Source organism: Halomonas sp. CnH100-B (genome assembly GCF_024124605.1).
Classification (GTDB): domain Bacteria; phylum Pseudomonadota; class Gammaproteobacteria; order Pseudomonadales; family Halomonadaceae; genus Vreelandella.
Map to the genome: position 1 here is coordinate 223,623 of NZ_JAMXRX010000002.1, position 16,485 is coordinate 240,107.

A 16,485-nucleotide genomic window follows, 5' to 3' on the forward strand; every position below is an offset into this window, starting at 1 on the left:
AGGCTGAGCGTCATCAACGTGGTCAACGTCAATCACCGGTACCCGTGGCCGGTCTATGTCGGGAGTAACGTGTGCGACAGCACTGGATAACCAAGATCATCGTCGGCGTGGTGCTCAGCCTGCTGCTGAACGCGCCAGCGCTTGCGCAGGGTGTGTCTCTGCCGAATCTGACCGGTAACGATTCGTCGGAGCAGGCGGAGGTGAGCAACGAGGATTTTCAACGGTCGCTGAGCGACGTGATCTCGATGCTCGAAAACGAAGAGCAGCGCACCGCGCTGGTGGCATCGTTACGCGAGCTGCAGGTGAGTACCGATGCCGCAGAGGAGGATGGCGTCGTCCGCCAGGGCCTGCTGGGGGCGCTGGCCGACACGCTGACCGACATCGGCGAACAGGCCCAGGCGGGGGATTCTCCCATCGACGAGTGGTCTCGCCAGCTCGTGCAGGGGGCCGATGATTTACGCGCGTTGAACGATGACGCTGACCAGGGCGAAGCCATTCGCGCGGTGGCCGACGGTGCAGTGTTGGCCTTCGTTTGGAGCGTGCTGCTGGTCGTGATGATTGCCTTTGGCCGTTTGGTCGCCACGCGTCGTCACTGGCCGCTGGACCTTCCCCGCGACCCCAAAGCGTGGCTGCTGGCGGTGCACTTTTTGCGTCGCATGCTGCCGTGGACGTTGGCCTTTGCCATTACGCTTGGTATCGGGCAAATCCTCCCCTACAGCCCCGGTCGCGCCGTGGTGCTCGTGGTGGCTTACATCTGCCTGTGCGGCCGGGCACTCTCGGTGGTATTTGAGACCGTCATCGCCTTCTTCAGCCGTGGGCATCGCTTCCCGGCGGTGCAGGTGCTGCAACACAAAGCGCTGCGCGGTCTGTTTGTCATCGGCGCACTGATTGCCTTGGGCGATGCGGTGAACTCCACGCGGCTGGTCGAGCTGCTGGGGGCCGAACTCTCCAGCCTCGTGTCGGTGCTGGCCAACATGCTGGCTGCGCTCTTGTCGGCTCGCTTTATCTTCAAATTCCAACGGCCGATTCGCCATCTGATTTGCAACCGGCCCTACAAGCAGCGCCGCGATGCCAGCACCGCCGTCGAGATGATTCGTGCCCTGGGCGGGCTTTGGCATATCCCCGCGCTACTGATGGTGGGCGGCTCGCTGCTGGCGATCTTCATTACCGTGGGCGATGTAGGCACGGCCCTGGCACGCTCCATCGTCTCTGCCAGTTTACTGGTGTTGACGCTGGTGGTGACGGGCCTGCTGCGCCGTCAAGCGGAGCGGCTCAACAAACGCCGCCACCGTCGCCGCTTTAGCCAGTACCGCAAACGTTTGGAGCGCTTTGGTTTCGTACTGGCACACCTCTGTGCGTGGATGGTCTTTGCCGAGCTCTCCATGCAGGTGTGGGGTGGCTCGCTGTTTGGCCTGGGGCAGCAGGCCGTCGCGAGCGCCCGGATCGGGCAAGCGCTGGTGAGCCTGGGGGCGACGATCCTACTGGCTTGGCTGGTGTGGATCTTTGCCGATACGGCCATTCAGCGGGCGCTGACATCGTCGGCTCGGTCGCGCGGCCGGCGGGTGAATCAGGCAAGGGCGCAGACCATCACGCCGATGATTCGCAACGTCATTTTCGTCGCCATTCTGATCATCGCGGCGATTGCGGGGCTAGCCAATCTCGGGGTGAACGTCACGCCGCTGCTGGCCGGTGCCGGTGTGATCGGTCTGGCCATCGGTTTTGGTGCGCAAACCCTGGTGCAGGATTTGATCACCGGTATTTTCATCCTCATCGAAGACTCGCTGGCGGTGGACGACTTCGTCCAGATCAACGGCCACATGGGCACGGTGGAAGGGTTGACGCTGCGCACCGTGCGGTTGAGAGATCTGGATGGCGTGGTGCACATCATCACCTTCAGTCGTATCGAGTCGATCCACAACATGTCCCGCCAGTTCGGCATCGCGCTGATGCGTATTCGTATTCCTTACGACATGAAAATCGACGATGCGATTACTCTGATGCAGGAGACCGCCCAGGAGCTGCGTAAAGACCCGATGATGCGCCACTACATCTGGTCGCCGCTGGAGATGCAGGGCGTGCAGGGCTTTGAAGAGGGCTGCCCGATTTTGCGGATGCGTTTTCGCACCGCGCCGGAAATGCAGTGGGATGTCTCTCGTGCCTTCAATCTGTTGCTGAAGCAGCGCATGGAAGCACAAGAGATCGACCTGGGCGTGCCGCGTTTAAGTGTAAGCATGGAGGCGCGCTCCGAGTCGCGCATGGAAGACACCTCCGGTACCGATCTAAGCCTGGAGCGGGGTGAGGAGGGCGCTTCCTCCTCGGCAGACGAGGCGCATAAAAAGCCGGCGCCGCCGAAGCCCGCACCGCGCCCCACTCAGGCGGAAATTCGCCAAGACGAGCGGGAGCGCCGCGGCGCGTCAACCCAGGCCAAGCCCCACGCTCAAGGCAAACCCCAGAGCGAGGCCTATGCCCGCCCCCACGGTGAAAACGGCGATGAGTAACCATGGCCCGCGCAGGCGGCGCCAGCGGTTGTAGAGTGACACCGCATGGCTGACGCGATCGACCAGCTCATCGTGGCGGGAGATCGCGTGATCCGGCGGCAGAGAGAAGTCGTTGGCCACGTCGCCCTGCCAATGGGCACCGTGGGTCAGACCCAAGCGAGCGCGCAGGCGGCCAATGTCGCTCAGCGTATGATGTAGCGTGTCGTAGGTTTCCCGGTGAGGCGGCACGGCGAGCACGGACGTGGCATCCTGGCGCAGCGCACTATTGGGGCAGCGGGCCACGGCACTCTTGATCTGCTGGTCGTTGGCATCCGGTGTCAGAGCGAGGCGTTGGTACAGGTCGCGCATAATCCAGGGAGTCTCTCTCCAAGCGTAACGATTAGTAGGTTTGCATCAGATAATCATAGGCATTTTTGATGCGTTGAAAACGCGCCGAGGCCAGCGCCACCTGATGCTCGCTCTCGGAGTAGAAACGATCCGGGTGATGGAGCTGGGCCATGCGACGATACGCGCGGCGCACATCGGTTTTGCTGGCACCAGGGGTCAAGCCCAGCACGGCTAACGCGCGGGTGGTGCGATCAGGCGGCGGCGGGCTACTTCGCTGCTGGCGGCGCCGCGCCTCTTCCTGGCGCGCCTGCTCTTGACGCTGGCGCTCTTGCCGGGCCTGCTCCTGGCGGGCTTGTTCGGCTCGGGCCTGGTCGGCGCTGGACTGCTCCGCTCGGGCCTTGGCGCGGCGAGCCTCCTCTTTTTGCTGCTTTTTTTCCTGCTGCTTCTGCTTCTTTTCTTGCTGTTTGTCGGTTTTGGAACGCTGTTGCTGCTCGGCCTTCTCTTGCGATGCTTTCTCGCGCTGAGCGGCGTCGGCCTCCTCCTGCGCTTTGTGGGCATAGTAGGCCGGGTCGTGCGTTTGCCAGTAGGCGTCGCGGCTGGGGTCCTCCGGCGGGCGCAGCGGCTTGCCGGTCAGCTCTTGGAACAGGGTGCCCAGGGTCGTGGGCGTCACGTTTAACAAATCGGCTAAAAACCGCAGAATGTAATGATTGGCCAACGAAATATCGCCGTCGTCCGTCGCCACGGTAATCGCTTGGTGCATCACACTCAGGCTACGCTCTTTAGAGCACTCTTTGCGTACCACCTCGGCAGCCAGTTGGATGGCATGCAGATCTTGGCTGTGGGCAATGCTCATCACGGGCCCCAGTTCGTGCCCATGGCGAAACTGCGCCGTCACCTGGGCCAAGCGGCGGCGCCGCTGACCTTCCGAGACGTGCTGGCGGTGCACCAGCACCCACCCCAGCAGTAGCAGGGTAGCCGTATCCACTTGGCTGCGGCTTTTGAGCAGCAGCAGCTCAAAGGGGGAAAAACGGGCGATGGACATTCCCTAGCTCCAAGGCGAAGTAGTAAACCGTAGCCTCTGTATAGCAGACCACTATGGCGAATTAACCATGGTATATCATCGTGTTTGGCAATGAAGTAGGAGATTCGTGAGGTGATCAACGTTGAGCGTAAAAATAGCTTCCAGCTGCGCCTGTCGCGGCGATTGAAAGAGGAAACCTCGCATACGCTCGATGTCTACTTATTCGTGCCCAAAGAGCTTGGATTGAGCACCCACGTCATCTCCGAAGAGGCATTTTACCATGGCGCGATCAGCGTCTCGCGAACCTACTACAGCGACGAGTACCACCTGCCGCTGGTGCACAGTCGGCTCGCCAGCCGCAATCAGCTAGGCAGCGACTCTTACCGCTTGAGCCTTAGCCTTTACGCCTACCAATACGTGGGAGCACTGGAGCGCACCACGCAAACGCTGCTCTCCGACGCCCGCAAGCTGCGTCGTGAACCGAGCGATGACCCCGCCGCCTGGCAAGAGAAAGCCGACGCGCTGAGCGAGCAGCTCGCCGAGATGAGCGATCTGAGCGACGGCATTCTCAAACGCCTGCGGCGCAACCCACCCAGCGACGAACGGCTCTACAAGTACTTTGCCAATATCGATAACTACCTCTCTTGGTTCACGGAGCAGCAGCTATTGGCGCTCGTTGCCCACATGCCGAGGGGAGGGGCGTTCAGCGAGATCAAGCGGCGCTTCATTACCATTTGCCAGCGCGAAGGGGAGTACCGAGAGGCCCAGGAGTATAACGCCGAGCGGGTGGTGGACGACCCGACCCGCATGTCGAATAAAATGCGTCTGCTACGGCGGCTCATCGAACACCCCATCACCCTCAAGCAGCGAGCCCTGGAGCTGGGCAGCGGCGAACAAAAGGCAGTGAAAGCCCTGGCCACGGCGGTGGTGATGGCCTTCGTCTCGCTGGGCGTACTGCAACTGCGCAGCGCCTTGGGCGATATCACCGCGCTATTCGTACTGGCCATGGCGCTGCTCTATGCGCTGCGGGAGGTGTTCAAAGACGACCTGCGTAATACGCTATGGCGTTGGCTGCGCCGTGGCCGCCCCAAATGGCGCCGCCAGTACATCGACCCCACCCGTAACGCCCTGGTGGGGCGGCAGCTTGAGTGGTTCGACTACAAACGCTACGCCGCGCTGGATCGTGACATTCAACAGATGCGACGGCGCACCGTCGCCCAGCGGGACGAAGTGGTGATGCACTACCGCTCCAGCTCGCACATGTCGCCCACCCGTTTTCTCAGCGGTTACGAACACACCCGCGAAACGCTGCATATCGACCTCTCGATGCTGACTCGCCTAATGAGCAAAGAGAAGCACCACATCTACCGTTTAAAAGAGGGCCAAGCGGTGCGGGAAAGCGTCGAGCGCCGCCATCTTTTTAATCTAGTGGTGCGCGAAACCGGCAGTGAAGATTCTCCCTACCTTGCCCGTTGGAAAGTCGCGGTGAGCCGCTCGGGCATCGTGGATGTCGAGCAAGTGGCCGAAAACCGCGATGACTAATCGCTTCTTGTGTCGTTGAATGCGACTAAAAGCTAATAAGTAAACGTTTACTCTAATAACGTAAACGTTTACTTTTTTGCCCAGGCGCCGGTCGAAACGGCTGGTGAAGTGATACACGAACACGCTTGGGAGAGAGCGATGACACTACGAGTCACCGTGTGGGGCGAAAACGTCCACGAGCAAACCAACGAGGTGGTAGCACGCATTTACCCAACCGGCATGCACCAGTGCATCGCCGATGGGTTGAATGAGTCAGAGGCGCTGTCCGCCACCGCCGTCACGCTGCAAGACCCAGAGCAAGGTCTTAGCGAGGAGACGCTGGAGAATACCGACGTGCTTCTGTGGTGGGGCCATGCCGCCCACGGCGACGTGCTGGAAGAGACCGTTGATCGGGTGCAAAAACGCGTGCTGCAGGGCATGGGCTTGATCGTGCTGCACTCCGGCCACTACTCCAAAATCTTCAAACGGCTGATGGGGACTACCTGCTCGCTGAAATGGCGGGAAGCCGGCGAGCGTGAGCGCCTTTGGGTCGTGAATCCTGGGCACCCCATCGTGCAAGGTCTGGGGGATTATCTAGAGCTGCCCCATACCGAAATGTACGGCGAGCCCTTCGCGGTGCCGAATCCGGATGAGGTGATTTTCATCAGCGCCTTCGAGGGTGGCGAAGTATTCCGCTCCGGCCTGACCTACAAGCGTGGCAACGGCAAGATTTTCTACTTCCGCCCCGGCCATGAAACCTACCCGATCTACTACGACGAGCAGGTGAAACGGGTGCTCAAAAATGCCGTTGTCTGGGCACAGCCGGAAGGCTCCCGTTGGATCGATAGCTGCCCCAACGTGCCCGCCGACCAGGCGCCCAACCCGGTCGAGATCAAAGGTGAAAGCTTGCACAAACCCGGCGAGGAGGGCTTCAAATGATTCGTATCGCAATTATTGGCGCAGGCAGCATGGCGGGCGAACACGCCAAGCACTATGGCCGCATCGAAGGCGTTGAGGTCGTGGCGGTTTGCGATCGCGACTATCCCAAAGCCCAGGCGTTTGCCGAGCGCTACGGCATTGCCGATGTGTATCAAGACTTGGACGCCATGTTGGCCCGGGACGATATCCACGCGGTGAGCAACGTCACCCCGGATGGCGTGCACAAGGTCACGTCGCTGGCTGCCATTGCCGCAGGTAAACACATTCTGTGTGAAAAGCCCCTAGCCACCAACGCCGAGGATGCCCATGAGATGGCCGCCGCCGCCCAGGCCGCCAACGTCATCAACATGGTCAACTTGAGCTACCGGGACGCCCCTGCCATTCAGCACGCCCGCGCACTCGTCACCGGCGGCGCCATTGGCACCGTGCGCCATGTGGACGCCAGCTACCGCCAAAGCTGGCTGGTGAGCAACGCCTGGGGCCGCTGGGATCAGGAGAGCCAATGGCTATGGCGGCTCTCGGAAGCCCACGGCAGCAAAGGCGTACTGGGGGATGTGGGTGTACACATCGTCGATTTCGCCAGCTTCCCAGTGGGGGACATCACCCGCGTCAACTGCGAACTCACCTGCTTCGATAAAGCGCCGGATAACCGCATTGGCGACTACGTGCTGGACGCCAACGACACCGCGCTGATGCGCGTACGCTTTGCCAACGGTGCCATGGGTACTATCCAAGCGACCCGCTGGGCCACTGGCCACCACAACTCGTTAACGCTGAGCGTTCACGGTGATAAAGGCGCCATCCGCGTGGATCTGGATGCCTCCAAAGACGAGGTACAGGTGTGCCTGAACGACGATGTGCATCCTGCCCGCTGGAGCACGGTCAAGGCGCCGCCCACGCCCAGCATTTATCAGCGCTTCATCGAGAGCATTCGCACGGGCGAGAACGACCAGCCCGATTTTGCTCGCGGTGCGGCCATTCAAACCGTGCTAGACGCCTGCTTTGTGTCCAGTCTGGAAGATCGCAGCATGGCGATTGCCAGCTAACGAGCACGTTGCAACACGCATCTTTAAACGTACGACACCCAATAACAAAATGAGGACGCGACGATGCGCCAACCACTGAAAACACCGCTGCTACTGCTGACCCTGCTGCCCACGGCGCTGCCTGCCATGGCCGCCGAAATTACCGTTGCCTGCGGCGACGGTGGGGCGGCGGATTTCTGCCCCGAGCTCTCCCAGCGCTGGGCCGAGGCCAACGGCCACCAGGTCAATATCGTCACCACGCCTGCGTCGGCCACCGAAAAACTGTCGCTCTACCAACAGCTGTTGGGCAGCCAATCCCAGGATGTCGACGTGCTGATGGTGGATATCGTCTGGCCGGGCCTGCTGGCCGAGCATCTGGTGGATTTGAACGATTATCTGCCGGAAGGTGCAGCAGAAGGCTTTATCCCCTCGCTGATGGAGAACAACACCGTGCAGGGCAAGCTGGTCGCACTGCCGTGGTTTACCGACGCCGGGCTGCTCTACTACCGTCATGATCTGCTCGAGCAGTATGACGCCGAGGTGCCAACTACCTGGCAAGCGATGACCGACACCGCCCGACGCATTCAAAACGCCGAGCGGGAAGCGGGTAACGAGCGCATGCATGGTTTCGTCTTTCAAGGGCGCGCTTACGAAGGGCTGACCACCAACGCGCTGGAGTGGGTGGCGAGCTACGGCGGCGGTACGTTCGTGGATGCCGAGGGGCAGGTCACGGTGAACAATCCCCAGGCGGTGGAAGCGCTGGCGTTAGCGGCTTCTTGGGTGGGGGATATCAGTCCAGAAGGTGTGCGTAACTACATGGAAGAGCAGGCTCGCGGCGTTTTCCAGGCGGGCAACGCGGTGTTCATGCGTAACTGGCCCTACGTGTGGTCGCTGGGCCAAGCGGACGGCACGCCGATTCAGAACAAATTCAGCGTGGCGCCGCTGCCCAGCGGGCCAGAGGGCGAGTCCGTCGCGACGCTGGGCGGCTGGAATTGGGCGGTGTCCCGCTATTCGGATGAGCCCCAGGCCGCCGCTGACCTGGTGGCTTATCTCACCGCTGAAGCGCAGCAAAAAGCCCACGCCATCGAGTTTGGCCGCAACCCCACGCGCCCAGCGCTGTACGAAGACGACGAGGTACTGGCCGCGCATCCGTTCATTGGAGAACTGTATGAAACGGTGATGAACGGCGTACCGCGTCCGGCCAGCGTCACCGGCGATGCCTACCCGCGAGTCTCCAACGCGATCTTCAACCGCGTGCACGATGCGCTGTCCGGCAGCGTCACGCCGGAGCAGGCGGTGCAGCAGTTGGATAGCGAGCTGGCGCGACTGGGACGGCGTGGCTGGTAGCGCGAGCGGCGTTAGCGTCCGTGCATTCAGCGCTTTTCGGCCCCGCTTTTTGTACAATCAGGGCCCGACTGGCTGAGGCATGGCATGAAACAGAACAAACCGAGTGCACAAACCGCCACCATTCGTGAAATTGCCCGGCGTGCCGAGGTCTCGATTGCCTCGGTAAGCCGGGCGCTGAACGGCAAGCCGGGGATCAGCGACGCGCTGCGCGACAAGATTCTCAACATCAGCCGCGAAGTGGCCTATCAGCCCAGCGCGGCAGCCCGGCAGCTCATCAGCGGCAAAGCCGCTGTCGTAGGAATTTCCCTTGGGCGGCAGGATATCGAGCTGCGCCCCTACTATATTCTGCTCTATCAGCACCTGACCGTCGCGCTGCACCAGCAGGGTATGGTGCCGATCTTCTTTCATCACGACCAAACCCATGAGCTGCCCGAACGGGCGGGCGCCGCGATTTTGTTAGGGGAAACCGGGGAGGACGAGCGCCCAAGCGTACTGCGTGCGGCAGGCATACCGTTCGTGCGCATTGGCAATGCGGGGGAGGGCTTTTCGGTGGCCCCGGACGATGTCTCCGGGCTCTACCAGATCACTCAGCATCTGATCGAACAAGGGCGAACGCGTATTGCCTTCGTGGGCGGGGAGTTAGACGTGCCGCGCCCCCACAGCCGCCTTTCCGGCTATCAACACGCGATGGCCGAGGCGGGGCTGAGCGAGCAGCTGCTGAACCTGCCCCATCGGTTTACCTCCGACTCCCTGACCAGCTACCGCCATCTCAATCGCTTTCTCAATCAGGAAGGCGCTGAGCAGCTACCGTTCGATGCGCTGGTCTGCGCCACTGACGAGCTGGCACTCGGCTGTGTCGCCGCGCTGGAAGATCGCGATATTCGTGTGCCCGAAGACGTGGCCGTTACCGGCTTTGACGACCTGCCTACCCTAGCCACCGGATTAACCACCGTTCGCCAGGATATTGCGGCCATTGCGGCGATGAGTGTCGAGCTATTGAGCGAAGCGCTGGCGGGAAAAGCGCCCCGGCACGTCTCGCTGCCGGTGGCGCTAGTGCTGCGGGAAAGTGGTTAGTGCGGGCTTAGTGCCTAGTTTGAAATGGATATTGATGGCGGTTGAACTAACAATGCGCTCTACATTTGAAACCACCAGCGCCAACCCGCAGCGCAAAGCATACCCATGGCAATCGATACCATCGGGCTTCTCAATACTACCGCCATCGTACCCGCCGCAATGGCTGCGAGCCGAACGCCGCCGTCACCATGTACGATGATGGGCGTAATAACGGCAATCAGCACTGAGCTAGACATGGCATCGACGAATTGCCGCACCCGAGGGCCTAGCGGTACATGCGACATGACCATTAGCCCCAGCACTCTGGAGCCATAAGCAATGACTACCATTAGCGTGATGGCTATCAACGAATGCCACACTGATGATGAACTCATGAGGCGCTTTCCCTGAACCAGCGTCCAGGCAATAGCGCGGCTACCACGCCACCAGTAATGGCACCCACCATCACATGTAGGTAAGGCGGCAACCACCAGTGCGCCATTAATGCACTCGCCGCTGCGGCTAGCCAGGGCAGGGCCATCACTGCTCTAGGGTTGCCACCCACAACGATCATCAGCAGAAAGCACAGCATAATAACATCAAGGCCGAAGCGTTCTGGCTCGGTAATGCCTCCGCCAAAGGCTAGCCCTACCGCCGTGCCGACGACCCAGGAGCCCCACAACGCGATCCCACCACCTAGAAGAATGCCCAGGTTTCGCTCACCGCGCTGATACTCGCCCAGTGCCATCGCCCAATTGGAGTCTGTCAGCAGAATCACCATCGCGAATTGCTGGCGTTGAGGTAACGCTTTGAGCCAGGGGTAGAGCGCCGCGCTCATTAGCATATGCCGAGTGTGAATCGCGAGCGTGACCGCTGCCAGAGCAAGCAGTGGCAGAGGCGAATGCCACATCTCTAGGGCCGCAAATTGCGATGGCGCCGCGAAGACAAAAAGGCTCATTAACATCGCCTCCCAAGCGGCCAGTCCTTGGTGCACGGCGGCAACGCCAAACGCCAATCCAAAAGCGATGGTAAAAAACGCCAAAGGGAGCATCATGCGAATCCCTCGCCAGGTGCCCGCTTTATCAAGCCGAGTGGGATTTTCCTTTACTTTCATTACTTAACCTTTCTCCGCGAAACTGGTCATGTTAAAAACAAACAGGCCTGCTTGTTTTTTTATTATTTGAAGTCTAGATTAAATTATGAACACGCTCCATAGCTGGTGACGTGTCAACGAGATGAAACAATACAACAGAAAAAAGCAGCCGATTAATCGGCTCGGGAAACTATATGAAATTTACTCGTAATACGCTGACACTCGCTGTTGCGGCGCTGGTCTTGCCTGCCGTTGCTTCTTCGGCCCATGCCGCAACCTCCTTCATTGCCAATTCGTTCTACGACCAGCAACACCCTCACTCCCGTTACGGTTACATCGAGTGGGCAGAAATGGTCAAGGAACTCTCGAACGGCGAACTGCAGCCGGAAGTTTATACAGGTACCGTACTGCTGGCACCGCGGGCTAACCTGCAGGGTATCCAAGATAACGTGGTTCAGGTGGCTCACCATGCCGCTATTTACACGCCTTCTGAAATGCCGGTAGCGAATGCCGTGCAGGAGTTGGGCTTTAACTATGATGACCCGCTGGTTGGCATTCTGGCAGTGACAGACTTCAGCCTGAATAATCCCACTCAGCTAGCCGAGTGGGAGGAGCTGGATATTGTCTACCTGGGTGCTTACAACACGCCTTCTTATGTGCTGTTCTGCCGCGAGCCCGTCCGCAATATTGACGAGCTACGGGGTAAGCGTATTCGTACTGCAGGCTCGACTGTTTCTGCCTGGGTCGAACAGGCGGGAGGAACGCCGGTTAATGTGCCTTCCAGTGAGATGTACAGTGGTCTTGATCGAGGGTCATTGGATTGCGCAACGAATGCACCTAATGACTTGATCGACCGGTCTCTTTGGGAGGTCGCCGAGCACACCACGCTGCTGCCGACAGGCATGTATTGGTCTGGCCCTCAGTGGGGTTTCAACTCGGGCTTTTGGGCTAGCCTCAGCGATGAAGAGCGCGATGTCTTTAAAGAAGCGACGGCCAACGCAATGACACGCATGATCGTCCAGTTCCTCAATGCCTCTGAATCCGCGCTGGAAGAAGCCGCTGCCCATGGCAACAACATCTACGAGCCCGAAGAGGATCTGATGGCTTCCGTGGAGGCTTTCCGCGATGAGGCCTTGGCCAATGTCTACGATAAAGCCCGTGATGAGTACGGTGTTGAAGATCCCGAAGCGCTGATTGATGATTTTATCGCGACCTACGAAAAGTGGGATGCCTTAATCAGCGAAGTTGATCGCGAAGACGGAGAGGCCTTGGCCGAACTGGCCATGGAAGAGATCTACAATAAGCTTCCTGCTGACTACGGAATCTATTAATACGGCAATACTGAGGCCGCCTCTTTGAGGCGGCCTGGGCCAAATAAGGGTTCGCTATGACGAAGCGACAGAATCAAGAAGAACGCTCACGCCAAACCCAGGCTCGGGTGACCCAAGCGACTATCGAGTGCATTCTCGCGAAGGGCATTCGTGCCACTTCAACCGTGGATGTCGCGCGTCAGGCGGGCGTGTCCCGTGGCGCTTTAGTTCACCATTACCCCTCCAAAACATTGCTGATGCAGGCGGCGCTCGAGGATTTGCTGAGTCGCGAAGTGGAAAGCGTAAGGGAGATGGCCGTAAAGGTTAAAGCAGGGGAGCTTAACTTTGACAGCTTGCTTAAAGCGCTACATGAGCATTTCAAAGGTGACCTATACATGGTGACTCTCGAATACCTTACAAATGCCCGAACCGACCCCGATATCATGAAAGTGCTGGTACCGCTGGCCGCAAAGTTCAATGACTCATTGGAGCAGATTTGGGAGCAGTTGGTCGCCAGTTCCAAGCACACCTCACATCAGAATCGCGTCGCCCTGAACGCCACTTTGTGCATGATGCGAGGTATGGGGGCGCAAAGCATTTGGCGTGATGACCCCGAACTCTACCGCGACATGCTGCTGTTCTGGAAAGAAACCCTGTTAGAGCTGGGTTTTTCTGCCCCGGATCCGAAAAGGAGTGAGCCCGTATGATGGCCAAATATGTCGAATCACTAAGCCAGTGGGTCGCCAAAAGTGCTATGGTGCTGGCGGCCCTCTTTCTGGTGCTAATGGCGCTGCATGTCTCACTGGACGTAGGGCTGCGCTACTTATTCGGAAAGTCCTTTACCGGCACCCTGGAGTTTGTCTCATTTTATTACATGGTCGCCGTCGTCTTTCTGCCGCTTGCTTATGTGGAGCTTCAGCGTGAACACATCAGCGTGGATGTGCTGGTAGGCAGGTTTCCGCCTAGTGCCCAACTGGTACTTTACCTGTTTGCCAGCACCCTTGGGCTCCTCTATTTCGGCATGCTCTGTTATCAGAGCTATCTTGATGCGGTTCGCGCCACGGTTCGAATGGAAACTGCCATGGCCAACTTTACCTTCTATCTATGGCCCAGTCGTTGGGCGTTACCGGCTGGCTTTGCAGCCATGTGCCTGGCCATTCTCGCCAACATGATTAAGGCGCTGCAACAACGCCGAGCCTTCTAGGAGTTTCCTAATGAGTAATATCGAGATAGGTGTGGCAGGCATTGCCATCGCCTTGGCCCTTATCGCCCTGCGCGTGCCAATCGGCGTGGCACTGGGATTAGTGTCGATCATCGGCATTGGCGAAATGACCAGCATGCGCGTGGCCTGGGGCATGATTTCTGCCACGCCGTTTGATTTTGCAGGTACCTGGGAGCTGACCGCAGCACCTATGTTTCTGTTTATGGGCTATTTGTGCACCAGCACCAACATGACCCAAGGCCTGTTTCATGCCATGCGTCTGTATCTTGCGCGCTTGCCTGGCGGTCTGGCTGTTTCCAGTGTCATGGCCTCTGCCTTCTTTGCCGCCGCCTCAGGCTCTAGCGTAGCAACATCGGCGGCCATGTCACGGATTGCCGTGCCCGAAATGCTCAAGCATCATTACGATAAGGGGTTGGCCACTGGTACCGTCGCCGCCTCTGGAACACTAGGCTCGCTGATTCCCCCAAGCGTGTTGCTGGTTCTCTATGGCGTTTATGCCCAGGTGTCGGTGGGGCAACTGTTTATGGCGGGATTCATTCCCGGTGTACTTTCAGCGCTGCTCTACATTGCCATGATCATGGTGCGCACCAAGCTTAATCCCAACCTGGCGGGCAACACCGATGTACGCTCTAGCTGGGACGAGAAGTGGGATGCCTTTAAGCATATCTGGCCGTTGCCGCTGCTGATCGGCTCAGTTCTTGGCGGGATTTTTCTGGGTATTTTCTCACCTACCGAAGCGGGGGCTGTGGGTACTTCCATTGCAGCTCTGATTGCCTTGGCGCGGCGCACGCTAACCTTTTCAGCCATTCGGGAAGCGCTGATTCGCACGGCGGTGAGCACGGCAAGCATTTTCATTATTCTCATCGGGTCGCTGTTTTTCACCCGTTTTCTAGCCATGAGCGGCGTACCCGCCGCCTTTTCCGAGTTGATTCTCGGTGTTAGCACGGAGACCTGGTGGATCATTCTCGCGGTAGCCCTGATTTATCTAGTGCTGGGTATGTTTATCGACTCCATTGGCCTGCTACTGCTTACTCTGCCGTTGATTTTGCCCTTAGTAGAGGGTGCTGACCTTAACTTGATCTGGTTCGGGATCATCGTCGTCAAGCTGCTTGAAGTGGGGTTGGTCACTCCGCCTATCGGGCTGAATGTGTATGTCATTAAAGGTGCCTTGGGCAATAGTGTCACCCTGTCTGAAGTGTTCAAGGGCGTCACTTGGTTCATCGTCATGGATATTGTTGCCCTGTTGCTGATTGTGCTGATTCCAGCGCTTTCGCTTTACCTTCCGCAAAAGATGTTTTAACGCCACTCTCACAAGAACACTCAAAAGGAATACTTATGACAACTACACGCTTTATTAATGCCAACGTTATCGACACGCGCAACGGAAAGGTACTCGCCAACCAGCAGGTGCGCATTCAGGACGGCCGTATCACCGATGTTAGCGATTCGCCGCTAGAGGACAGTGATGATCAAGTCATCGATATTCAGGGCCACTTCCTGATGCCCGGCTTGGTTGATTCGCATGTTCACGTTACGGCAATCACACCCAATTTTGCACTGCTTGAGACGCTCTCGCCTTTCTATGTCGGTGCCAAATCAAGCGAGCTGCTGGAAGCTATGTTGATGCGCGGATTCACTACCGTGCGCGATGCCGGTGGAGCAGATTATGGACTTGCCAAAGCGGTAGACGAAGGCGCTCTGGTCGGTCCGCGCATCATGTACGCAGGGAATGCACTCTCCCAGACCGGTGGCCATGCTGATATGCGCGGCCCAGGGCAGCAAACCTTTGAGGGCTGCTTCTGCTGTGCGGGGTTAGGTCGCGTTTGCGATGGTGTCAGCGAAGTGCGTCGGGCCGCTAGAGATGAAATTCGCAAGGGAGCCACCCAGATTAAAATTATGGCCTCAGGCGGCGTCTCTTCACCGACTGACCGTATCGACAGCACGCAATTTTCGCTTGAGGAAATTGACGCCATTGTGGAAGAGGCCACCGCCGCAAATATTCATACCATGGCACATGCTTATACGGCTCGGGCAATCAACCGGCTTATCCCAAGAGGCGTCAAGACTATCGAGCACGGTAACCTAATGGACGAAGAGAGTTGCCGACTATTTCTTGAGCACAACGCCTACCTAACGCCGACGCTTTGCACCTATGATGCTTTAGCGAAGGAGGGTGTAGAGGCGGGGATGGCCGAGCACTTACAGCGCAAGGTTTATGATGTTTTGGATGCTGGCGGCAAAGCATTGGAAATGGCTCAACGGTATGGCGTTAAAATGCTTTACGGCTCTGATCTGCTTGGTCGGATGCAGCGCCATCAGCTCAACGAATTCCATTTGCGTAAAGATGTGGTGCCCAGCGACGAGCTGATTCGTGCTGCAACCAGCCATGCCGCCGACGCCTATGGGCACACAGGCGATTTTGGTGAGATCATTCCGGGGGCGAGAGGGGATGTGATAGTGCTAAAAAATAACCCTCTTGAGGACATTACTGTGCTTACAGATCCGGATTGTCAGCTTTTATTTATTATGAAAGCTGGCGCTGTCTATAAAAATAATCTTTAGTATGGAAAGAGTTAGAGGGGGTAGGATTTGATAAAGATGATGCTACTTTGAGAAGTACAGCCGCGATGGCTTAATGCGAACTCTAATCTTTATATAAAATATATGAGCACTAAAAAACGGGCAGATAATTGCCCGTTTTTTTCAAGTGCTTTTGCATCACCGTTCCGGCAGCTGCTCCGGCCCAAAAGCATCGGGCAGCAGGCTGTCCATGGTGTAGGTTTTTAGCACGTCACCCTGCTTGGAGAGCACCATGATTTGCGTGCTGGGGGTGGCGAACTCGCGAATGCGCTGGCGGCAGTCGCCGCAGGGCGTGCAGAGATGCTCGCCAGGGCCCATCACGTACACCTTGGCAAGCTCGCGCTGGCCAGCGGTAATCATGGCAGAAATGGCCGAGGCTTCGGCGCATAGCCCTTTGTAGTGGGCCACTTCCACGTTACTACCGGCAAACTGCTGACCATCTGGGCACTCCATGACGGCAGCGACCGGGTGGTTGGAGTAGGGCGCGTAGGCGTTGCCCAGGGTGGTCAACAGCGTGTCTACCAGGGCCTGATCCGCACGGCTCATGAC

At 58.4% G+C, this 16,485-nt stretch carries 16 protein-coding genes; 11 read left to right on the forward strand and 5 right to left on the reverse strand.

From position 1 onward, the window contains the following. Positions 1-71: 71 nt before the first annotated feature. Entirely contained in the window at positions 72-2,498 is a 2,427-nt protein-coding gene (locus NH398_RS04560; protein WP_253016868.1) for a mechanosensitive ion channel domain-containing protein, read from the forward strand. Here NH398_RS04560 and NH398_RS04565 read toward each other — a convergent pair. Both NH398_RS04565 and NH398_RS04570 read right to left on the reverse strand, forming a co-directional pair. Next, positions 2,415-2,846, reverse strand: a complete 432-nt coding sequence (locus tag NH398_RS04565; RefSeq protein WP_159341382.1) for a hypothetical protein — start codon at positions 2,844-2,846, stop codon at positions 2,415-2,417. The two genes, NH398_RS04560 and NH398_RS04565, sit on opposite strands and share 84 nt — an antisense overlap. Positions 2,847-2,877: 31 nt before the next feature. Further along, entirely contained in the window at positions 2,878-3,867 is a 990-nt protein-coding gene (locus NH398_RS04570) for a DnaJ domain-containing protein (RefSeq protein WP_253016870.1), read from the reverse strand. A gap of 111 nt (positions 3,868-3,978) precedes the next feature. Here NH398_RS04570 and NH398_RS04575 point away from each other — a divergent pair, with 111 nt between their 5' ends. From NH398_RS04575 to NH398_RS04595, 5 genes are all read left to right on the forward strand, one after another. Then, positions 3,979-5,388, forward strand: a complete 1,410-nt coding sequence (locus NH398_RS04575; RefSeq protein ID WP_159341384.1) for a hypothetical protein — start codon at positions 3,979-3,981, stop codon at positions 5,386-5,388. A gap of 138 nt (positions 5,389-5,526) precedes the next feature. Next, complete coding sequence (locus NH398_RS04580) at positions 5,527-6,306, forward strand: ThuA domain-containing protein (protein WP_159341385.1); 780 nt, start codon at positions 5,527-5,529, stop codon at positions 6,304-6,306. Further along, positions 6,303-7,352, forward strand: coding sequence for a Gfo/Idh/MocA family oxidoreductase (locus NH398_RS04585; RefSeq protein WP_253016872.1), 1,050 nt, complete (start codon positions 6,303-6,305; stop codon positions 7,350-7,352). The genes NH398_RS04580 and NH398_RS04585 overlap by 4 nt, the downstream gene beginning before the upstream one ends. A 63-nt stretch (positions 7,353-7,415) precedes the next feature. Continuing rightward, entirely contained in the window at positions 7,416-8,678 is a 1,263-nt protein-coding gene (locus tag NH398_RS04590; RefSeq protein ID WP_253016874.1) for an ABC transporter substrate-binding protein, read from the forward strand. Positions 8,679-8,762: 84 nt separating this feature from the next. Then, complete coding sequence (locus NH398_RS04595) at positions 8,763-9,752, forward strand: LacI family DNA-binding transcriptional regulator (protein ID WP_253016876.1); 990 nt, start codon at positions 8,763-8,765, stop codon at positions 9,750-9,752. A 59-nt stretch (positions 9,753-9,811) separates the two neighbouring features. On the opposite strand, the gene NH398_RS04600 is transcribed toward NH398_RS04595, so the two are convergent. Both NH398_RS04600 and NH398_RS04605 read right to left on the reverse strand, forming a co-directional pair. After that, positions 9,812-10,126, reverse strand: a complete 315-nt coding sequence (locus tag NH398_RS04600) for an AzlD domain-containing protein (RefSeq protein ID WP_253016878.1) — start codon at positions 10,124-10,126, stop codon at positions 9,812-9,814. Then, entirely contained in the window at positions 10,123-10,845 is a 723-nt protein-coding gene (locus tag NH398_RS04605) for an AzlC family ABC transporter permease (protein WP_253016880.1), read from the reverse strand. The genes NH398_RS04600 and NH398_RS04605 overlap by 4 nt, the downstream gene beginning before the upstream one ends. A gap of 173 nt (positions 10,846-11,018) precedes the next feature. Here NH398_RS04605 and NH398_RS04610 point away from each other — a divergent pair, with 173 nt between their 5' ends. From NH398_RS04610 to NH398_RS04630, 5 genes are read left to right on the forward strand one after another with little or no spacing between them, the layout of a single operon-like run. Beyond that, positions 11,019-12,155, forward strand: coding sequence for a C4-dicarboxylate TRAP transporter substrate-binding protein (locus tag NH398_RS04610; RefSeq protein WP_253016882.1), 1,137 nt, complete (start codon positions 11,019-11,021; stop codon positions 12,153-12,155). A gap of 56 nt (positions 12,156-12,211) precedes the next feature. After that, positions 12,212-12,841: a TetR/AcrR family transcriptional regulator gene (locus tag NH398_RS04615; protein ID WP_253016884.1), complete on the forward strand. Its 630-nt coding sequence runs from the start codon at positions 12,212-12,214 to the stop codon at positions 12,839-12,841. After that, positions 12,838-13,338, forward strand: coding sequence for a TRAP transporter small permease (locus tag NH398_RS04620; protein WP_253016886.1), 501 nt, complete (start codon positions 12,838-12,840; stop codon positions 13,336-13,338). The genes NH398_RS04615 and NH398_RS04620 overlap by 4 nt, the downstream gene beginning before the upstream one ends. 10 nt (positions 13,339-13,348) lie before the next feature. After that, entirely contained in the window at positions 13,349-14,656 is a 1,308-nt protein-coding gene (locus tag NH398_RS04625; RefSeq protein WP_253016888.1) for a TRAP transporter large permease, read from the forward strand. Between the two features lie 35 nt (positions 14,657-14,691). Beyond that, the gene (locus tag NH398_RS04630; RefSeq protein WP_253016890.1) at positions 14,692-15,918 is read left to right on the forward strand and encodes an amidohydrolase family protein; all 1,227 of its coding nucleotides are present in this window, start codon (positions 14,692-14,694) and stop codon (positions 15,916-15,918) included. Positions 15,919-16,074: 156 nt separating this feature from the next. On the opposite strand, the gene cdd is transcribed toward NH398_RS04630, so the two are convergent. Further along, positions 16,075-16,482 carry a cytidine deaminase gene (gene cdd, locus NH398_RS04635; protein WP_253016892.1) on the reverse strand — a complete coding sequence of 136 codons (408 nt, stop codon included), beginning with the start codon at positions 16,480-16,482 and terminating at the stop codon, positions 16,075-16,077. Between the last annotated feature and the right edge of the window lie 3 nt (positions 16,483-16,485).